Genomic DNA, 20,557 nt, shown 5'->3' with positions numbered 1-20,557 from the left:
TAAGCCGGGCGCCGGTCAGTCGACCCGCTCGGTGAAGCGCGACGTGATCGGATAGCGCCAGTCGCGTCCGAATGCCCGGTGCGTGACGCGAATGCCGATCGGCGCCTGGCGGCGCTTGTATTCGTTGATCTTGATGAGCCGCGTCACCCGCGCGACGTCGGCCTCGGCGTAGCCGGCCGCGACGATCTCGCCGAGCGGCCGGTCCTCTTCCATGTACATCCGCATGATCGCGTCCAGCACGTCGTACGGCGGCAGGCTGTCCTGGTCGGTCTGGTTCTCGCGCAGCTCGGCCGACGGCGCGCGCGTCAGGATCCGTTCGGGGATCACGTCGCGCGTGCCGTAATCGGGCGTCGCGTTGCGGTAGCGGCACAGCTGGTACACCTGCGTCTTCGCGATGTCCTTGATCACCGCGAAGCCGCCGGCCATGTCGCCGTACAGCGTGCAGTAGCCGACCGCCATCTCGCTCTTGTTGCCGGTCGTCAGCACGATCGAGCCGAACTTGTTCGACAGCGCCATCAGCAGCGTGCCGCGAATGCGCGCCTGGATGTTCTCCTCCGTCGCGTCCTCCGCGCGGCCGGCGAACTCGCCCGCGAGCGCCGCGCGGAACGCGTCGAACATCGGCGCGATCGCAATCTCGTCGTAGCGCACGCCCACGCGCCGCGCCATCTCCGCCGCGTCGGTCGTCGAAATGTCGGCCGTGTAGCGCGACGGCATCATCACCGCGCGCACGCGCTCGGGGCCGAGCGCATCGCATGCGACGGCCAGCACCAGCGCCGAATCGACGCCGCCCGACAGCCCGATCAGCACGCCGGGAAAACCGTTCTTGCCGATGTAGTCGCGCACGCCGGTCACGAGCGCGCGATAAACCTGCGCGTCGACCGGCAACTCGGGGGCGATCGCGCCCGGCAGCGGCCGTGCGCCGTCGAATTCGACGATCGCGTGGCCTTCGTCGAACAGCGGCATCTTCGCGACCAGCACACCGTCGCCGTCCAGCACGAACGAGCCGCCGTCGAACACGAGCTCGTCCTGGCCGCCGACCAGGTTCACGTACACCATCGGCAAGCCGGTCTCGCGGATCCGCGCGCGCAGGATGTCGATGCGCAGCGCCTCCTTGTTCATGTGATACGGCGAGCCGTTCGGGATCAGCAACACTTGCGCGCCGGCGGCCTTGGCGATCTGCGCGGCCGATGCGTGCCACGCGTCCTCGCAGATGATCACGCCGTATTTCACGCCGTTCAGCTCGAACACGAGCGGCTCGGTGTCGGTCGCGAAGTAGCGCTTCTCGTCGAACACGTCGGCGTTCGGCAGATCCTGCTTGCGGTAGGTGCCGACGATCTTGCCGCCGACGATCAGCGACGCCGCATTGTACGTGTCGACCGGCGGCACGCCGCGCTCGATCGGGCGGTTTGCATTACCATCGACGGCGGGCTCGCCGCCGGCCGCCTCGCCCGCCGCGCTGCGCAGCGGATGGCCGACCAGCACCGCGAGCCCGTCGAACTCGCGCAATGCGTCGGCGAGCGCGTCGAGTGCGGCGGCGGCCGCCGTGTAGAACGCGGGCCGCAGCAGCAGGTCTTCGGGCGGATAGCCCGACAGCGCGAGTTCGGGCGCGATCATCAGATGCGCACCATCGTCGTGCGCTGCGTGGGCGGCCGCGACGATCCGCGCGACGTTGCCGGCGAAATCGCCGACGGTGACGTTGATCTGGGCAAGAGCGAGTCGGGTCTTCATGACGGCATCGGCGCAGCCGGGCGGCGCGCGCTGAACGGTTGACGAAACGCCCCGGACGCGAGCCACCGCGGCACGCTTCCGGCGGCATCCAACAGTACGGATTCACGCTTGAAACACGAACGCATCGATTATCGCACGGGCATCCTGTCGTCTCCCGCGGAGGTGCCGGCCGACGAATGGAACGCGCTGCTCGAACGCGACGCGCAGCCGACGCCGTTCCTGCGCCACGAGTTCCTCGACGCGCTGCACGTCGCGCGCTGCGCAGTGGACGACACCGGCTGGTCGCCGCACTTCGTCACACTCACCGACGCGCACACGGGCCGCCTCGCGGCCGCCGCGCCCGTCTACGCGAAGCAGCATTCGTACGGCGAATACGTGTTCGACTGGGCATGGGCCGACGCGTACCAGCGCAACGACCTGCCCTACTACCCGAAGCTGCTGTGCGCGGTGCCGTTCACGCCGGTGCAGGGCACGCGCCTGCTCGCCGCCGACGAAGACGCGCGCCGCCGCCTCGCGGCCACGCTGCTCGCGTTCGCGGAGCAGAGCGACGTGTCGTCGCTGCACGTGCTGTTTCCGACCGGCGACGAGGCCCGCCTGCTCGAATCGATGGGCATGATGCTGCGCGAGGGCGTGCAGTTCCACTGGCTCAACGACGGCTATCGCGACTTCGACGACTTCCTCGGCACGCTCGAGCAGAAGAAGCGCAAGAACATCCGCGCGGAACGGCGCAAGGTGCGCGACGCCGGCATCACGTTCCGGCGGCTCGCCGGCGAGCAGATCACCGATGCCGACTGGCGCTTCTTCACGCGTTGCTACCGGCAGACCTATCGCGAGCACTATTCGAGCCCGTACCTGAACCTCGAGTTTTTCCGCACGATCGGCGCGACGATGCCCGAGAATCTGCTGCTGGTCATCGCCGAAGCAGACGGGCGGCCGATCGCGAGCTCGCTCGCCGTGTACCGGCGCGGCGCCGACGGCCGCGGCGGCACGCTGTACGGCCGCTACTGGGGCGCGCTCGAACACGTGCCGTGCCTCCATTTCGAGACGGCGTACTACCAGTTGCTCGAGTTCTGCATCGAGGCCGGGCTCGATACCTTCGAGGGCGGCGCGCAAGGCGAGCACAAGCTCGCGCGCGGCTTTCTGCCGACCGTCACGCATTCCGCGCACTGGCTCGCGCATCCGGCGTTCTCCGATGCGGTGGCGCGCTTTCTGGAGCGCGAGACCGAGCATATCCACGCCTACGTCGACGAATTGCGCGAACACGATCCGTTCCGCCGCGGCACGTGACGACGCTCGCGCCACGCGTGTTTCGCGGCGGCCGCCTTCATTTCTGAGACACTGACGGCTTCGCAGCCTGCCGCGTTCCCATGTCCTGGTTTCTGTATCTGATCGAGTGCGCCGACGACAGCGTCTACACGGGCATCACGACCGACGTCGCCGCCCGCTTCGACGAGCATGCGTCCGGCAAGGGCGCCCGCTACACGCGCTCGCGCAAGCCGCGCGCGGTGCTCGCGTCGTTCCCGTTGCCCGACCGGTCGAGCGCATCGCGCGCCGAGTATTGGGTGAAACGCCTCACGGCCGCGCAGAAACGGGAGCTGGCGGCTGGCGGGCGGACGCTCGCTTCGGTATTGCCGGACGGGATATCGAGCGACGGAGGCGCCGTGGCAAGCGTCGCGTCGGGCGGCGCGAAGAACGCGAAAGAAAGCGCGGTGTCGGCCGGCGACGCGCAGAAGTCGCGAGCGAAGTCCGGGGTGAGGCGCGGTGCCAAGTCAGATGCGAAGCCCGACGCCAAGTCCGACAAGAAGTCCGACGCGAGGCCAGGCTCGAAGCCCGCCGCCAAGCCGCAAGCCAAGTCCGACGCCAAGCCCGGTGTGAAGTCCGGCAGGAGGCCAGGTGCGAGGCCCGCTGCCAAGCCGCAGGCCAACTCCGACGCAAAGCTCCGAGCGAAATCCGACGAGAAGTCCGGCGCAAGGTCGGGTGCGAAGCCCGACGCCAAACCCGCTGCGAAGGACGCCGCAACCCCACCCGTCACCACCGCCCCCCGCCGCACGACCGCCGCGAAACGCGCGCAATCCGCACCGCCCTCCGCCGCACCGCGCCCGCCCGGCGCCCGCGGCAAACCGCACACAAAACAAAACCGCGCGGCCTCCTGACGAGACACGCGCGGTTTGCGATGCGAGCGAACCGGCCGCGAAGCCGGCCATTCGGCTTACTTCTTGTAGTTCGCAGCGCCGTCGGCGATTTCCTTGTGCGCGGCGTCGATGCCGGCCCAGCCTTCGACCTTCACCCACTTGCCCTTCTCGAGCGCCTTGTATTGCTCGAAGAAGTGCTTGATCTGGTCCTTCAGATACTCGGGCACGTCGTCGATCGACTTCAGGTTCGCCGTCATCGGGCAGACCTTGTCGTGCGGCACCGCGACGAGCTTCGCGTCGACGCCCGACTCGTCGGTCATCTGCAGCATGCCGAGCACGCGCGAACGCACGATCGAGCCGGCCAGCAGCGGGAACGGCGTGATCACCAGCACGTCAACCGGATCGCCGTCGCCCGACAGCGTCTGCGGGATGTAGCCGTAGTTCACCGGATAACGCATGCCGGTACCGATGAAGCGGTCGACGACGAGGAGGCCCAGCTCCTTGTCGGCTTCGTACTTCACCGGATCGCTTTGCGCGGGGATCTCGATGATCACGTTGAAATCGTGCGGCAGGTCCTTGCCGGCCGGAACATGATTGAAGCTCATAGCGCTCTCTGTTGGTCGATGGGAATGCGGCGCAGGGTGCCTCGACCGGTGCGCGGCCGCGGGCCTCCCCGCAGGGAATGCGCCATTATAGCCAATCGACCGGTGGCGTCCGGATGACGATCGGCGTGATAATCGGTCCGGACGTTCTGCCACTGACCGCGAGCGATGCCGCACGGCGGCCGCGATGCACGGCCGCCGCGGCACCCGCGGTACGCGCCCACCCGGAGACAGGAGCACGCATGGAACAGGCGAAGCACTTCATCGCAGGCGAATGGACGCTGCCCGCGCAGCTGGAGCCGATTGCCGTCGTCGACCCGTCCGACGGCCGGCCGTTCGCGACGATCGCGCGCGGCACGGCGCCGGACATCGAGCGCGCCGTCGCCGCGGCGCGCGACGCCTTCGCGGGCCCGTGGGGCGCGGCGAGCGCCGCCGAGCGCGGCCGCGTGCTGATGCGGCTGTCCGCGCGCGTCACCGATTGCATCGAAGAACTCGCGACGATCGAGGCGCGCGATACCGGCAAGCCGCTGAAGCAGGCGCGCGCGGACGCCGCCGCGCTCGCGCGCTATTTCGAGTTCTACGCGGGCGCCGCCGACAAGCTGCACGGCGAGACGCTTCCCTACCAAGCCGGCTACACGGTGCTGACGGTGCGTGAGCCGCATGGCGTCACCGGCCACATCGTGCCGTGGAATTACCCGATGCAGATCTTCGGGCGCAGCGTCGGCGCGGCGCTGGCCGCCGGCAACGCGTGCGTCGTGAAACCGGCCGAGGACGCATGCCTGTCGGTGCTGCGCGTCGCCGAGCTGGCTATCGAGGCCGGGCTGCCGGCCGGTGCGCTGAACGTCGTCACCGGCTACGGTCACGAAGCCGGTGCCGCGCTCGCGCGCCACCCCGGCATCGACCACATCTCGTTCACCGGCTCGCCCGCGACCGGCAAGCTGGTCGCCCAGATGGCCGCCGAGAATCACGTGCCCGTCACGCTCGAGCTCGGCGGCAAATCGCCCCAGATCGTGTTCGCCGACGCCGACCTCGACGCCGCTCTGCCGGTGCTCGTGTCGGCGATCGTGCAGAACGGCGGGCAGACCTGCTCGGCCGGCAGCCGCGTGCTGATCGAGCATGCGGCCTACGAGCCGCTGGTCGAGCGGCTCGCCACCGCGTTCAACGCGCTGCGCGTCGGCCCGAGCCGCGCGGACCTCGACTGCGGCCCGCTGATCAACGCGAAGCAGCAGCAGCGCGTCTGGGATTTCCTGTCCGATGCGCAGCACGACGGCATTCCGATGGCCGCGCAAGGCCAGGTCGTCGCCGACGCGCCGGAAAGCGGCTTCTACCAGGCGCCCGCGCTGCTGCGCGACGTCCCGCCGTCGCATCGGCTCGCGCAGGAGGAAGTATTCGGCCCGGTGCTCGCGGCGATGCGCTTCGTCGACGAGGAAGAAGCCGTCGCGCTCGCGAACGGCACGCCGTACGGGCTCGTCGCCGGCATCTGGACGCGCGACGGCGCGCGCCAGCTGCGCCTCGCGCGGCGCGTGCGCGCGGGCCAGGTGTTCATCAACAACTACGGCGCGGGCGGCGGCGTCGAGCTGCCGTTCGGCGGCGTCGGCCATTCGGGCCACGGGCGCGAGAAAGGCTTCGAGGCGCTGTACGGCTTCACCGCGCTGAAGACGATCGCGATCCGGCACGGCTGAACCGCGCCGCGCGGGCGGAAGCAGCCGGCAGCGGCGCACCCTGCACTCTTCCAACACAGGAGACAAACCATGCGGTTGAGCGGCAAGACGGCCGTCGTCACGGGCGGCGGCTCGGGCTTCGGCGAAGGGATCGCGAAGACGTATGCGCGCGAAGGCGCGAACGTCGTCGTCAACGACCTGAACGGCGCGGCGGCCGAGCGCGTGGCGAGCGAGATCGCGCTGGCCGGCGGCAAGGCGATCGCATTCGCCGGCGACGTGTCGCGCGACGCCGACTGGCGTGCGCTGCTGCAGGCCGCGCTCGACGATTTCCATGCGGTGCAGATCGTCGTCAACAACGCGGGCACCACGCACCGCAACAAGCCGGTGCTCGACGTGACGGAAGCCGAATTCGATCGCGTGTACGCGGTGAACATGAAGAGCCTGTTCTGGAGCGTGCAGACCTTCGTCCCGTACTTCCGCGCGCAGGGCGGCGGCGTGTTCGTCAACGTCGCATCGACGGCCGGCGTGCGGCCGCGCCCCGGCCTCGTCTGGTACAACAGCACGAAGGGCGCGATGATCACCGCCAGCAAGTCGCTCGCAGCCGAGCTCGGCCCCGACCGGATCCGCGTGAACTGCATCAACCCGGTGCTCGGCGAAACGGGCCTGATGACCGAGTTCATGGGCTGCGAGGACACGCCCGAAAACCGCCGCCGGTTCCTGTCGACGATTCCGCTCGGCCGCTTCTCGACGCCGCAGGACATCGCGAACGCCGCGCTCTACCTTGCATCCGACGAAGCCGAGTTCATCACGGGCGTCTGCCTCGAAGTCGACGGCGGCCGCTGCATCTAGCACGACGGCAACGGCGCCGCGCCGCCGCTGCCGGCCGGCGCCGGCGTCACGCACCGGCCATGCTTCGCACGACACCGGATCGCGCGCCCGCGCGCCCGATCCGGCCCATCACGACCCACGACAAGAAAGGACAGGAGACAACATGGCAACATCGACGCATTCGCTGCCGGGCTCGTCCGGCGCATTCGAGGAAGCGACCTACCGCAAGGTGTCGTGGCGGCTCACGCCGCTCCTGCTGCTGTGCTACGTGGTCGCGTATCTCGATCGCGTCAACGTCGGTTTCGCGAAGCTGCAGATGGCGAGCGACCTGAATCTGAGCGATACCGTCTACGGGCTCGGTGCCGGGATCTTCTTCTTCGGCTACTTCCTGTTCGAGGTGCCGAGCAACATCATCCTGCACAAGGTCGGCGCGCGCGTGTGGATCGCACGCATCATGGCCACGTGGGGCGTGATCTCGATCCTGACGATGTTCGTCACGACACCCGCGATGTTCTACGTGATGCGCTTCCTGCTCGGCGTCGCCGAGGCCGGCTTCTTCCCCGGCGTGATCCTGTACCTCACGTACTGGTATCCCGCGCACCGGCGCGGCCGGATGACCACCTTCTTCATGACGGCCGTCGCGCTGTCCGGCGTGATCGGCGGGCCGCTCTCCGGCTTCATCCTGAAGGCGTTCAACGGCGTGAGCGGCTGGCACGGCTGGCAATGGCTGTTCCTGCTCGAGGGGATTCCGTCGGTGCTGGCCGGCGTGCTGGTGTTCTTCGCGCTCGACGACCGCATCGCGCGCGCGGCGTGGCTCACCGACGAGGAAAAGGCGCTGCTCGCGCGCAACGTCGACGCGGAGGAAGCGACCAAGCAAGACCTCGCGCTCGGCGCCGTGATGTCGAGCCCGCGCGTGTGGCTGATGGCGCTGATCTACTTCTCGTTCGTGATGGGGCTGTACGGCGTGGGCTTCTGGTTGCCGACGATCATCAAGGCGACCGGCGTGACCGACACGCTGAAGATCGGCCTGCTGTCCGCGATTCCGTATGCGGCGGCGGTGGTCGCGATGATCCTGATCGCGCGCAGCGCGGACAAGCGGCGCGAGCGGCGCTGGCACCTCGCGATCCCGGCCGCGATCGGCGCGCTCGGGCTCGTGCTGTCGGTGATGTGGGCGCACGAGACGGCGCTGGCGATGCTCGGCCTCACGCTCGCGACGATCGGCATCCTCACGACGCTGCCGCTGTTCTGGAGCCTGCCGACGGCGTTCCTCGGCGGCGCGGCGGCCGCGGCCGGCATCGCGATGATCAACTCGATCGGCAACCTCGCGGGCTTCCTGAGCCCATACATGATGGGCTGGCTCAAGCAGGCGACGGGCGCCAACGATGCCGGCATGTATCTGCTCGCCGCGTTCCTCGTGCTCGGCGGCCTGCTCGCGCTGTCGGTGCCGAAGCGGCTCGTCGACAAATGAGGCGCGCGGCGTGACGCCGCGGCCGGCCGCCGCCCCGCCGGCCAGCCGCGCACACGCGCAAAAAAGCCCCGAAGCCGGAAGGCGTTCGGGGCTTTTGATCGTGCGGCGAACGCGCGCCGCGCGCGTCACACCGTCGTGATCGCGAGCGCGCTTTCGCGATAGTGCTTCGCGGCCTTGTCGGTTTCGCCGAGATGCTCGAACAGGCGGGCCAGCGCGCGATGCGTGCGCACCTTCAGCGCGTCGTTGTCGGCCTGCTTCAGCGCGGCCTCCAGGAACGACTGCGCCTTGCCCCACAGCTGCTGTTGCTGGCACAGCCGGCCGAGCGCGAACAGCAGGTCGGCATCGTCCGGATGATCCTTCTTCCAGCCCTCGGCCCTCTGGATCAGCGGCAGCGCGTCGTTGCCGGCCGTGTCCGGATAGCGGCGCAACAGCCGCGCATCCCAGTTGTGCGCAAGCGCATCCTCGACGATGCGGCGCGCCTCCGTGCGGCGCTCCAGCGACACCAGGAGCTCGGCCGCGAGATCGGCGAGGCGCGGCGACTGGCGCTCGAGCGCCGACAGCGACTGCCACACTTCGAGCAGCGCGTCCGCATCGTGCCAACGCTCGCGCAGCAGATTCTCGGCCGCCTGCTGGCGCAGCCGGACCGCGGCGGCCGGATGCAGCGCGTCGCGCTTCTCAAGCGCCTTCGCCAGCTTCAGCACCTCGGCCCAGTTCTTCAGCTGCTGCTGCGCACGCAGCGCGACCTGCTGCGCGTGGATGCGCTTGCCGCCCGCCTGCAAATCGGCCAGCGCGGCGAGCGCACCGTCGGCGTCGCGTGCATCGGCGCGCATGTCGGCCGTCGCGAGCAGCCGCGCGTCCTGCCATTCGGGCGCGTCGACCTTCGACAGCCAGTCGTCGCGACGCGTGTACTCGTGCATGCGGTGCGCGGCGGTCGCGGCGACGAGACTCGCCGCACCCTGGTTCGCGTCGACCGCCATCGCATCGCGCGCGGCCTTCTCGGCGCGCGAGAAGCGGCCCGCGTACAGATTCGCGATCGCATCGCGCAGCGACGACTGCGCCTTCTCGTTGCGCGCACGCGCACGATACGCGGCGACGCGCCGCGGCATCAGCCAGATGTTGCGCACGATGCGCATCAGCGCATAGACGACGATGAACAGCACGACGATGCCGATCACGAACAGGTTCAGCGACACGTCGACACGGTACGGCGGATAGACGAGCAGCACCTGCCCCGCGTCGAAGCGGCCGACGGTGGCGAGTGCCGCGGCGATCGCGAACAGGATCGCGAGCCAGACGATTCCTCGAAGCGTCATCGTTACCCCCGGCTCTTGAACTGCTGAACGGCGTTCAGGCTCGTGTTCAGGTTCGGCACCGCGACCGTCAGCGATGCGCCGTCGACCTGCTTGAGCAGATCCTCGACCGATTGCGTGTCCTTCGAGGCCTGATCGAAATACTTGCCGAGCGACGCCTGCGCAGCATGCAGGTCGGACTTCATCGCCGCGTCGTTGCGCGCGAGCAGCGACAGCCGCGCGGTGAGCAGGCGCAGCTTCACGTTCTCGCGCACGAAGTAGCCCTGGTCGGGCGACGCGAGCATCGCGTCCGCGTTGTCGATGCGGCGCACCTGCACGAGGCTCTTCAACTGCTGGCCGAGGCCCGCCGAGAAATCGTGCCACCACACCTTCCAGCGCGGCTCGCCGGCCGCGGCGGCGGGCGCAGCGGACGACGCGGCGGCCGGTGCGGCCTGCGGCGCCGCGTGCGCAACGATCGCCTCGCCCGACAACGGCAGCGCGTCGATTTTCGCGATCGCGTCGTCGAGCTTGATCGCGAGGCCCGTGAGGTCGGCCGACGGCGCGGCCTTCAGCTTCTCGATGTCCTGCGCGAGCGCCTTGCGCACGGTGACGGCCTGGGCGCTCTGCGACGTCGCGAGGCGCGCGTCGGCATTCTGCAGCGCGATCAGCGCGAGCTGCGTGTTGCCGGTCAGCTGCAGCTGCTGGCTCGCGCTCGACAGCATCTGGTCGACTTCCTCGAGCATCCATGCGTCGCGGTTGCGCGACAGGTCCTGGTATTGCTGCTGCAGCGCCTGCTGGGCGCTCTGCGCGTCGGCGAGCTTGCCGTCGAGCTGCGCGAGCTGCGTGTCGACCTGGTGCGTGCCCGTGAGCGCCTGTTCGGTCTTCGTCCGCAGCTCGGCCGTCTGCGCGTCGAGCGACTTCTGGCGTGCGACGAACGAAGCGTCGAGCCGGTCGACTTTGCGGTTCAGCGCATAGCCGCCGACGCCCGCCGCGCAGCCGAGCACGACGATGACGAACCACAGCGCCGCGCTGCCGCCGCGGCGCGCCGGCGGTTCGGACGCAACGTAAGAGGGACTGCGCGGCGGCGCGGAGGCAGCGGCCGGCTGGGAAGCGACGCTTTTGGAATCGTTGGTATCTGTCATGCGTTTAGTCACCGGTGCGGCTGTCGCCGGTTGGACGGCCTCGTCGGCCATCGTTCGAAACGCGCGGACGATGCGCTCATCGCCCGCGCCGGTCAGCGTAATCCTATCAAAACCGAGTGCGCGCGCGGTCTGCTCGATCCGCGGGTGCGGCGCGAGGAGCCGCGCATGCTTCAGGGCGTCGATCTCGGCGTCGTTCAAATGGGTCCGCGCGAGTTCGTGCAGGTTGCGCACGCCTTCGGAACTCGTGATGAGCCACGCGTGCGGTGCGCCGGCCAGCAGCGCATGCACGCGCTCCCACGCGCCGACCCGCGGCTCGGGCACGACGCGCCGGTATGCCGCGACCAGCGTGACTTCGGCGCCGGCTTCGCGCAGGCGCTCGGCGAGCCATTCGCGGCCGCCGTCGCCGCGCACGATCAGCACGCGCTTGCCTGCGAGCGCCTGCGCGCCGCCGAAGGCGGCCTCGATGCAGGCGAACAGGCTTTCCGAATCGTAGCGCGGCACGCCGCCGTCGGCGCCCGCCTGCGGCGCGATCACGCGATGCGCGGGCGCCGCGATCCCGTGACGCGCGAGCGCCGCGACGCTGCCGGGGCCGACGACGCCGACCGGCAGCGCATTCGGCCAGATCGCGCCGTAGTGCGCGAGCGCACGGTCGATCGCGTTCGGCGACACGAAGATCACGAGCGCGTAGTCGGCCAGCGTCGCGAACGCGGCGACGAGCGGCGCCGGATCGTCGAGCGGCGCGATGTCGATCAGCGGAAATTCGAGCACGTCGCAGCCGGCGTCGGCGAGCTGCGCCGCAAGGGCGGCCGACTGGCCGTCCGGGCGGGTCAGGACAGCGGTGAACGCGCGCGCGCCGCCCGCCATCAGGCGTCGCCCTTGCCGACCTGCGAGCCGGCGAGCAATGCATTGACGATGTCGCGCGCGCCCTGCGCGTCGAGCTCGTCGGACACCGCGCGGCCGAGCGCGAGCGCATCCGCGGTGGTCATGACCGCGCCGCACGCTTGCGCGCTCAGCACGCGCCGGCCGTCGGTGGTCGACACGCGGCCGGTCAGGTACAGCTCGCCGGCACGCCACACCGCATGCGCGGCGAGCGGCACTTCACAGCTGCCGCCGAGCGCGCGTGACACCATCCGCTCCGCTTCGACCGCGAGCGCGGTGTGCGGGTCGTGCAGAGGCGCGAGCCATTGCGCGACGTCGCTGCGGTGCGCGGCGATCTCGATGCCGAGCGCACCCTGGCCGGCGGCCGGCAGGCTGTCTTCGACGTCGATCAGCGCGCGGATCCGCGCCTCGAGGCCGAGGCGCTTCAGGCCGGCGGCCGCGAGGATGATCGCCGCGTAGTCGCCGCGGTCGAGCTTCGCGAGACGCGTGTCGAGATTGCCGCGCAGCGGCAGCACGTTCAGATGCGGATAGCGGGCGCGCAGCATCGCTTCGCGGCGCAGGCTCGACGTGCCGACGACGGCGCCCGCCGGCAGCGCGTCGAGCGATGCGTAGTCGTTCGACACGAACGCGTCGCGCGCGTCCTCGCGCGCCATGATCGCGGCCAGCGCGAAGCCGTCGGGCAGCGCCATCGGCACGTCCTTCAGCGAATGCACGGCGAGATCGGCACGGCCGTCGGCAAGCGCATTCTCCAGCTCTTTCACGAACAGGCCCTTGCCGCCGACCTTCGACAGCGTGCGATCGAGAATCTGATCGCCGCGCGTCGTCATCCCGAGGATTTTCACGTCACAAGCTGGATATAATTTGCGCAGCGCATCACGCACGTGTTCGGCTTGCCACATCGCCAGGCGGCTCTCGCGCGACGCAATCGTCAACGTCGCGGGGGCTGGCGCCGATTTCGGCCCGGCCGAAAAGGTCTCGGAATTCATTGCTGGAACATCGAAGGACGGGATTGAAGACCGAACAATGGTAGCACGCAGGCCCCCGCCCGCCCGGGCGCGGCGCCTGCATCCGCGGCGCCCGGGCGCGCGCGCGGCGCCACCGATGCGCGGATGTGCCGCACGTAGCTGGTTGCTTGACCGCAGTTCCGCAGTCCCCGCAGTCCCTTTTGACTCGAGCTTTCCCAAGGAAACCCATCGTGAAGTCTTCCGGATCGGCGCGTACGGCGCGCCGCAATGCTGCCCTGCCCTCCACCGACGCCCAGACGGGCGCCCTCGCCACCGTCGCGAACGGCCGTGCGAAACCGGCAACGAAACCGGCAACGAAACCGAAAGACTCGATACGTCAGACAAAACGCACGACGAAGGCGGCCGGCGCGTCGAAGCCCGCCGCGCGCACGCGCGAGGACAAGGACGGCCCGCTGTTCGAGGACATCCGCTTCCTCGGCCGCCTGCTCGGCGACGTCGTGCGAGAACAGGAAGGCGACACCGTGTTCGACGTCGTCGAAACGATTCGTCAGACCGCGGTGAAGTTTCGCCGCGAGGACGACAGCCAAGCCGCGCAGACGCTCGAGAAGAAGCTGCGCAAGCTGACGCCGGAACAGACGGTGAGCGTGGTGCGCGCGTTCAGCTACTTCTCGCATCTCGCGAACATCGCGGAAGATCGCCATCACAACCGCCGCCGCCGCATTCACGCGCTCGCGGGCTCCGCGCCGCAACCGGGCACCGTCGCGTACGCGCTCGAACAGCTGAAGACGAGCGGCAACGCATCGAAGCGCGTGCTGCAGCGCTTCTTCGACGATGCGCTGATCGTGCCGGTGCTGACTGCGCACCCGACCGAGGTGCAGCGCAAGAGCATCCTCGACGCGCAGCACGACATCGCGCGCCTGCTCGCCGAACGCGACCAGCCGCTGACCGCGCGCGAACGCGCCTACAACGAATCGATGCTGCGCGCGCGCGTGACCGCGCTGTGGCAGACGCGCATGCTGCGCGACGCGCGCCTGACGGTCGGCGACGAGATCGAGAACGCGCTGTCGTACTACCGCGCCACCTTCCTCGACGAACTGCCCGCGCTGTACGGCGACATCGAAGCCGCGCTCGCCGAGCACGGCCTGCCCGCGCGCGTGCCCGCGTTCTTCCAGATGGGCAGCTGGATCGGCGGCGATCGCGACGGCAACCCGAACGTGACGGCCGCGACGCTCGACGAAGCGATCAACCGCCAGGCCGCGGTGATCCTCGAACACTATCTGGAGCAGGTGCACAAGCTCGGCGCCGAACTCTCCGTGTCGAACCTGCTGGTGGGCGCGAACGACGCGGTAAAGGCGCTCGCCGCCGCGTCGCCGGACCAGTCGCCGCACCGCGTCGACGAACCCTACCGCCGCGCGCTGATCGGCATCTACACGCGGCTCGCGGCGAGCGCCCGCGTGCGCCTCGGCGAGGGCACCGTGCCGGTGCGCAGCGCCGGCCGCGGCGCGCCGCCGGTGCGCGCGGTGCCGTACGCCGATTCCGAAGCGTTCGTCGCCGACCTGAAGGTGCTGACCGCGTCGCTCGAAGAACATCACGGCGCGTCGCTCGCCGCGCCGCGCCTCACGCCGCTGATGCGCGCAGCCGAAGTGTTCGGCTTCCACCTCGCGAGCATCGACCTGCGCCAGAGCTCCGACATCCACGAAGCGGTGGTCGCCGAGCTGTTCGCGCGCGCGGGCGTGCATGCCGACTACGCGTCGCTGTCCGAGGACGACAAGCTGATCGCGCTGCTGGCCGCGCTCGCCGATCCACGCCCGCTGCGCTCGCCGTACATCGAATACTCGGCGCTCGCGCAAAGCGAGCTGGGCGTGTTCGAGAAGGCACGCGAGGTGCGCGCGCAGTTCGGGCCGCGCGCGGTGCGCAACTACATCATCTCGCACACGGAGACGGTCAGCGACCTCGTCGAGGTGCTGCTGCTGCAGAAGGAAACGGGCCTGCTCGAAGGTGCGTTCGGCGCGGCGCACGACAGCGCGCGCAACGGCCTGATGGTGATCCCGCTGTTCGAAACCATTCCCGACCTGCGCGACGCCGCGCGCATCATGCGCGAATACTTCGCGCTGCCGGGCATCGAGGCGCTGATCGCGCATCAGGGCGCCGAGCAGGAAGTGATGCTCGGCTATTCGGACAGCAACAAGGACGGCGGCTTCCTGACGTCGAACTGGGAGCTGTATCGCGCGGAACTCGCGCTCGTCGACCTGTTCCGCGACCGCAAGATCACGCTGCGCCTGTTCCACGGCCGCGGCGGCACGGTCGGCCGCGGCGGCGGCCCGACCTATCAGGCGATCCTGTCGCAGCCGCCGGGCACCGTGAACGGCCAGATCCGCCTCACCGAACAGGGCGAGGTGATCGCGAGCAAGTTCGCCAACCCGGAGATCGGCCGGCGCAACCTCGAAACCGTGGTGGCCGCGACGCTCGAGGCGTCGCTGCTGCCGCAGTCGAACGCGCCCGCGCAACTGCCCGCGTTCGAAGCCGCGATGCAGGCGCTGTCGGACGCGGCGATGGCGTCGTATCGCGCGCTCGTCTACGAAACGCCCGGCTTCACCGACTACTTCTTCGCGGCCACGCCGATCACCGAGATCGCCGAGCTGAACATCGGCAGCCGCCCGGCGTCGCGCAAGCTGCAGGACCCGAAGAACCGCCGGATCGAGGATCTGCGCGCGATTCCGTGGGGCTTCTCGTGGGGCCAGTGCCGCTTGCTGCTGACCGGCTGGTACGGCTTCGGCAGCGCGGTGAGCGCGTATCTCGACGGCGCGCCGGACGCGGCCGCGCGCACGAAGCGCGTCGCGCTGCTGAAGAAGATGAACAAGACCTGGCCGTTCTTCGCGAACCTGCTGTCGAACATGGACATGGTGCTCGCGAAGACCGATCTCGCGGTCGCGTCGCGCTACGCGCAGCTGGTCGCCGACCGCAAGCTGCGCAAGCACGTGTTCGAGCGGATCGTCGCCGAATGGGAGCGCACGGCGCAGGCGCTCGCGGAGATCACCGGGCACGAAGGGCGCCTCGCGACCAACCCGCTGCTCGCGCGCTCGATCAAGAACCGCTTCCCGTATCTCGATCCGCTGAACCACCTGCAGGTCGAGCTGATCAAGCGTCACCGCGCGGGCGACACGAACGCGCGTCTGCGCCGCGGGATTCATCTGACGATCAACGGGATCGCGGCCGGGCTGCGCAACACGGGCTGATCCGCATCCGGCGCGGTGGCTGGGGCGTGGCGCATAGCTTCGCGCCGGCTTCGCGCCACGGTCGCCACGGTCGCCACGGTCGCCACGGTCGCCACGGCCGCCGCGAACGGCAGCGGCCAAACGAAAGCCGCGATACGCGCTCTTGCGTATCGCGGCTTTTTTCATCGCGCGGCGCGGCGCGTTGCGCGCGCCGGTCGGTGCGGGCGTTGCTCAGTGGGCTTCGGTCACTGCGCGCCGATCAGCACGCTTCGATCAGCAGCGCATCGTGCTCGAACGAGCCGTCCGGCTGCACCGCGTAGTAGCCGCGCACTTCGTCCGGTGCATGCGCCCACAGCGCGCGGATGCCCGCGACGCTGTCGGCCGGCGTGCGGATCCGCTGCACCCACGTGTCGAAATCGATCGGCAAACGCCAGCGGCGTTGCACCTGCGCGTCGAACCCGGCGCCACGGAACATCGCGAGCCACTCGTCGGCGCGGTAATCGCGCACGTGGGACGCATCGCGCAGCACTTCGGCCGCCTGCAGATACGTGTCAAGCAACGGATGATCGTTGCCCGCGATGTCGATCATCAGCACGCGCCCGCCCGGCTTCAGCACGCGGCGCATGTCGGCGAGCGCCGCCGGCACGTCGTGCCAGTGATGCGCGCTCATCCGGCTGATCACCCAGTCGAAGCTGCCCGCCTCGAACGGCAGCCGCTCGGCCGGCCCCTGCTGCGTGCGGACGTTCGCGAGCCCGCGCTCGCGCGCGGCGGCGTCGACGGTCGCGAGCATCGGCGCCGCGAGATCGTACGCGACCACGTCGCGCACGTGCGGCGCCACCGCGAAGCTCGCATGGCCCGCGCCGCAGCCGAGATCGAGCACCGCGGCCGCCGGCGTCGCGCGCACGGCGGCCGCCAGCATGTCGAGATCGGCGCCCGTCGCGTGGACCGTGCTCGTCAGATAGGCGGCAGCCGTCGTGCCGAATGCGTCGGCGACCTGGTCGTGGTGTTTCATCGTTCGCTCCTTGGTTGGATGCGCCCGCTGCCTGCCAGCGCGCGAATCGCTACAATAGGGCCGCGTTGGTACCAGTACAAGTTAAGCGGTTATTCTGGTATTCGTTACACCTGCCTGGCGCTTGCCGCGCCCGGCGTGCCCTTTTACGTCGATCCGTTCGCACGAGTCGTTTCAGCCGCATTCGCATGAACCAGCCGTCCACTGCCCCTCACCCGCCGCTCGATGCCACGCCCGCCCGTGCGCTCGGCGAATTCATCCGCGCGCACCGCGAACGTCTGTCGCCGCAGGCCGTCGGCCTGCCGCCCGGCCCGCGCCGCCGCACGCCGGGGTTGCGGCGCGAGGAAGTCGCGCAGCTGTGCGGCGTCAGCCCGACCTGGTACACGTGGATCGAGCAGGGCCGGCCGGTGTCCGCGTCGGCCGACGCGCTCGCGCGCATCGCCGTCGCGCTGCAGCTGTCGAAGGCCGAGCGCGCCTACCTGTTCGAGCTGGCCGCGCAGCGCGACCCGGCCGAGCCCGACGTCGCGGCGGGCGACCTGCCGCCGACGCTCGCGGCGACCGTCGCCGCGATCGCCACGCCCGCGTACGTACTCGACCGGCAATGGAACGCGCTCGCGTGGAACGCGCCGGCCGCCGCGTTGTTTACCGGCTGGCTCGACGGCGAGCACGATCGCAATCTGCTGCGCTTCACGTTCATGGCGCCGTCCGCGCGTACGCTGATCGTCGACTGGGAGACGCGCGCGCGCCGGCTCGCGGCCGAATTTCGCGCGGACTCGATCCGCCACCTCGCCGATGCGCCGACCCGCGCGCTGATCGATGCGCTGATGGCCGGCAGCGAGGCGTTCGCGCAGTACTGGGCGTCGCAGGACGTGTTCGAGCGCGAGGGCGGACGGCGCGAATTCGATCATCCGGCCGACGGCCGCGTCGTCTATCAGCAGATCACGCTGAAACCCGCGCACCGCGAAGATTTGAAGCTGGTCGTGCTCGTGCGCGACTGAGGCGGGGGAGGCGCGCGGGCGGCGGTGCTTGGTGCTTGGTGCTTGGTGCGCGGTCTGCGGTCCGCGACTTGCGATCTGCGACACCGGCATCGGCGCCCGGGCCTGATATGTCAGCGCGGCAGGGCGCCCGACGCCTGAACCCCGGCGCGTCCGTACGCCTGCACTCCTGAGCGCGTCTGCACCTCTGGCGTCTGCGCATCTGCACGCTGGCCCGCTGCACGGCTGCACGTCCCGGCCTCCGCCCCACGCCGCCCCATGCCCCGCGCGGCCGCGCGAGTCACGAATGCTAGAATTGCGGGATTCCCTCGGCGGCATACGGCCGCCCAACTCCCCTTCGAAGAATCGCCATGACGTCCCAACTGCACAAAAAGGGCGAGGCCTGGTCGGCCCGCTTCTCGGAACCGATGTCGGAGCTGGTCAAGCGCTACACGTCGTCGGTGTTTTTCGACAAGCGCCTCGCGCTCGTCGACATCGCCGGCTCGCTCGCGCACGCGAGCATGCTCGCCGCGCAGAAGATCATCAGCGCCGACGACCTCGCCGCGATCGAACGCGGGATGGCGCAGATCAAGGGCGAGATCGAGCGCGGCGAATTCGAATGGCAGCTGGATCTCGAGGACGTCCACCTGAACATCGAGGCGCGCCTCACCGCGCTGATCGGCGACGCCGGCAAGCGTCTGCACACGGGCCGCTCGCGCAACGACCAGGTCGCGACCGACATCCGCTTGTGGCTGCGCGGCGAGATCGACCGGATCGGCGGCCTGCTGAACGACCTGCGCGGCGCGCTGCTCGATCTCGCGGAGCAGAACGCCGACACGATCATGCCGGGCTTCACGCACCTGCAGGTCGCGCAGCCGGTCACGTTCGGCCACCATCTGCTCGCCTATGTCGAGATGTTCACGCGCGACGCGCAGCGCATGCGCGACTGCCGCACGCGCGTGAACCGTCTGCCGCTCGGCGCGGCAGCGCTCGCCGGCACCAGCTATCCGATCGATCGTCATGCGGTCGCGAAGACGCTCGGCTTCGACGGCATCTGCGCGAATTCGCTCGACGCGGTGTCGGATCGCGACTTCGCGATCGAATTCACGGCCGCGTCCGCGCTCGTGATGACGCACGTGTCGCGCTTCTCGGAAGAGCTCGTGCTGTGGATGAGCCCGCGCGTCGGCTTCATCGACATCGCCGACCGCTTCTGCACCGGCAGCTCGATCATGCCGCAGAAGAAGAACCCCGACGTGCCCGAGCTCGCACGCGGCAAGACGGGCCGCGTCAACGGCCACCTGATGGCGCTGCTCACGCTGATGAAGGGCCAGCCGCTCGCGTACAACAAGGACAACCAGGAAGACAAGGAGCCGCTGTTCGACACGGTCGACACCGTCGCCGACACGCTGCGGATCTTCGCCGAGATGGTCGCGGGCATCACCGTGAAGCCGGACGCGATGCGCGCGGCCGCGCTGCAGGGCTTCTCCACCGCGACCGACCTCGCCGATTACCTGGTGAAGCGCGGCCTGCCGTTCCGCGACGCGCACGAAGCCGTCGCGCACGCGGTGCGGATCTGCGACGATCGCGGCATCGATCTCGCCGACCTGACGCTCGACGAGATGAAGCAGGAACTGCCGAACGTCGCGCACCTGATCGGCGACGACGTGTTCGGCTACCTGACGCTCGAAGGTTCGGTCGCGAGCCGCAACCATCCGGGCGGCACCGCACCCGACCAGGTGCGTGCGGCGATCAAGGCCGCGCGCGCCGCCCTCGGCGAGTAAGCGGCCGTCGCGCACGGACGCTTCGGCGTCCCATTCCCATGATCCGGGCGGCCGTCGCGCCGCCCGTTGCCTGCCCCGCTTCGCCGCTTCCCGGAAACCGACGATGACCTTCTCCGCCGCGCTCTTCGACATGGACGGCCTGCTCGTCGATTCCGAGCGGACCATCATGAACACGTGGATCGACGTGTCGACCGCGCACGGCGTGGTGCTCACCGAGATCGACTACCTGCAGATCGTCGGCCGTTCGTTCGCCGAAGGCCAGGTGATCCTCGCGCGATTGATCGGCGACACCGACACGTTCGACGCCGTACGCACCCGCGTGCGCGAGCAACTCGCCGCGCCCGAGCCGCATCCGAAGTTTCCGCTGAAGTCCGGTGCGCGCGCGCTGCTCGACACGCTCGCGCAGGCCGGCATTCCGTGCGCGGTCGCGTCGTCGTCCGCGCGCGACGTGATCCGTGCGCGCCTCGACGCCGTCGGCGTGCTGCCGTACTTCCACGCGATCGCGGGCGGCGACGAAGTCGCGCTCGGCAAGCCCGACCCGGCCGTCTACCGGCTCGCGGCCGAGCGCCTCGGCGTGCCCGCGCACGCGTGCGTCGCGTTCGAGGACAGCGACTTCGGCGCGCAGTCGGCGGCCGGCGCCGGCGCCTCGGTCGTCACGGTGCCCGACCTGAAGGCGCCCACGCCCGAGATCGTCGCGCTGAGCCTGCACGTGCTGGCGTCGCTCGACGACGCGCTCGCGCTCGTGCCGTCGTGGTTCGGCCGACTGGACACGCAGCAACCGGCTTGACGCCCTGCACCGCGCGGCCGGCGCGGCCCATATGCAAACGGGCACCCGAAGGTGCCCGTTCGTTCATGCGTGACGTGCCCGCCAACCGGCGGTACAA

15 protein-coding genes are annotated in these 20,557 nt (G+C 69.8%); 9 read left to right on the top strand and 6 right to left on the bottom strand.

Features of this window, described 5'->3' with window-relative positions; genetic code table 11:
- Positions 1-15 precede the first annotated feature (15 nt).
- On the bottom strand, positions 16-1,728 hold the full coding sequence (locus AK36_RS17355) for an NAD+ synthase (protein WP_045578884.1): 1,713 nt from the start codon (positions 1,726-1,728) through the stop codon (positions 16-18).
- A 108-nt stretch (positions 1,729-1,836) separates the two neighbouring features.
- On the opposite strand from AK36_RS17355, the gene AK36_RS17350 reads away from it, so the two are divergent.
- On the top strand, positions 1,837-3,015 hold the full coding sequence (locus tag AK36_RS17350) for a GNAT family N-acetyltransferase (protein ID WP_034192594.1): 1,179 nt from the start codon (positions 1,837-1,839) through the stop codon (positions 3,013-3,015).
- Positions 3,016-3,095: 80 nt separating this feature from the next.
- Complete coding sequence (locus AK36_RS31280; RefSeq protein WP_080938683.1) at positions 3,096-3,881, top strand: GIY-YIG nuclease family protein; 786 nt, start codon at positions 3,096-3,098, stop codon at positions 3,879-3,881.
- 56 nt (positions 3,882-3,937) lie between these two features.
- On the opposite strand, the gene ppa is transcribed toward AK36_RS31280, so the two are convergent.
- Positions 3,938-4,465 carry an inorganic diphosphatase gene (gene ppa / locus AK36_RS17340; protein WP_011885693.1) on the bottom strand — a complete coding sequence of 176 codons (528 nt, stop codon included), beginning with the start codon at positions 4,463-4,465 and terminating at the stop codon, positions 3,938-3,940.
- A gap of 239 nt (positions 4,466-4,704) precedes the next feature.
- Here ppa and AK36_RS17335 point away from each other — a divergent pair, with 239 nt between their 5' ends.
- From AK36_RS17335 to AK36_RS17325, 3 genes are all read left to right on the top strand, one after another.
- Positions 4,705-6,144, top strand: a complete 1,440-nt coding sequence (locus AK36_RS17335) for an aldehyde dehydrogenase family protein (RefSeq protein ID WP_011885694.1) — start codon at positions 4,705-4,707, stop codon at positions 6,142-6,144.
- 69 nt (positions 6,145-6,213) lie between these two features.
- Positions 6,214-6,972 (top strand): SDR family oxidoreductase, encoded by a 759-nt coding sequence (locus AK36_RS17330; RefSeq protein ID WP_011885695.1) that lies wholly within the window; start codon positions 6,214-6,216, stop codon positions 6,970-6,972.
- Positions 6,973-7,114: 142 nt separating this feature from the next.
- Complete coding sequence (locus AK36_RS17325; protein ID WP_011885696.1) at positions 7,115-8,419, top strand: MFS transporter; 1,305 nt, start codon at positions 7,115-7,117, stop codon at positions 8,417-8,419.
- Between the two features lie 125 nt (positions 8,420-8,544).
- Here the strand turns inward: AK36_RS17325 and AK36_RS17320 are convergent, their stop codons facing one another.
- Genes AK36_RS17320 through hemC form a run of 3 tightly spaced genes read right to left on the bottom strand, consistent with a single transcriptional unit; the run spans position 8,545 to position 12,715 of the window.
- A complete protein-coding gene (locus AK36_RS17320; protein WP_045578883.1) occupies positions 8,545-9,732 on the bottom strand; it encodes a heme biosynthesis protein HemY in 1,188 nt (395 codons plus the stop codon).
- A gap of 2 nt (positions 9,733-9,734) precedes the next feature.
- Entirely contained in the window at positions 9,735-11,714 is a 1,980-nt protein-coding gene (gene hemDX / locus AK36_RS17315) for a fused uroporphyrinogen-III synthase HemD/membrane protein HemX (RefSeq protein WP_045578882.1), read from the bottom strand.
- Positions 11,714-12,715: a hydroxymethylbilane synthase gene (hemC, locus tag AK36_RS17310; RefSeq protein ID WP_045578881.1), complete on the bottom strand. Its 1,002-nt coding sequence runs from the start codon at positions 12,713-12,715 to the stop codon at positions 11,714-11,716. Before hemC ends, hemDX begins: the two co-directional genes overlap by 1 nt.
- 209 nt (positions 12,716-12,924) lie before the next feature.
- Here hemC and ppc point away from each other — a divergent pair, with 209 nt between their 5' ends.
- Positions 12,925-15,930: a phosphoenolpyruvate carboxylase gene (gene ppc, locus AK36_RS17305; RefSeq protein WP_045578880.1), complete on the top strand. Its 3,006-nt coding sequence runs from the start codon at positions 12,925-12,927 to the stop codon at positions 15,928-15,930.
- Positions 15,931-16,168: 238 nt separating this feature from the next.
- Here the strand turns inward: ppc and AK36_RS17300 are convergent, their stop codons facing one another.
- On the bottom strand, positions 16,169-16,921 hold the full coding sequence (locus AK36_RS17300) for a class I SAM-dependent methyltransferase (protein WP_011885701.1): 753 nt from the start codon (positions 16,919-16,921) through the stop codon (positions 16,169-16,171).
- 185 nt (positions 16,922-17,106) lie between these two features.
- Between AK36_RS17300 and AK36_RS17295 the strand changes: the two genes are divergently transcribed.
- The 3 genes from AK36_RS17295 to AK36_RS17285 all read left to right on the top strand — a co-directional run bounded on the left by AK36_RS17295 (position 17,107) and on the right by AK36_RS17285 (position 20,460).
- Positions 17,107-17,916, top strand: coding sequence for a helix-turn-helix transcriptional regulator (locus tag AK36_RS17295; RefSeq protein ID WP_011885702.1), 810 nt, complete (start codon positions 17,107-17,109; stop codon positions 17,914-17,916).
- A 347-nt stretch (positions 17,917-18,263) separates the two neighbouring features.
- On the top strand, positions 18,264-19,673 hold the full coding sequence (argH, locus tag AK36_RS17290; RefSeq protein WP_011885703.1) for an argininosuccinate lyase: 1,410 nt from the start codon (positions 18,264-18,266) through the stop codon (positions 19,671-19,673).
- 103 nt (positions 19,674-19,776) lie between these two features.
- On the top strand, positions 19,777-20,460 hold the full coding sequence (locus AK36_RS17285; protein WP_045578879.1) for an HAD family hydrolase: 684 nt from the start codon (positions 19,777-19,779) through the stop codon (positions 20,458-20,460).
- Positions 20,461-20,557 lie beyond the last annotated feature (97 nt).

Origin of the sequence: Burkholderia vietnamiensis LMG 10929 (assembly GCF_000959445.1) — a bacterium.
GTDB lineage: Bacteria > Pseudomonadota > Gammaproteobacteria > Burkholderiales > Burkholderiaceae > Burkholderia > Burkholderia vietnamiensis.
The sequence above is the reverse complement of the archived record's forward strand: the minus strand, read 5'-3'. Positions and strand labels throughout refer to the sequence as shown.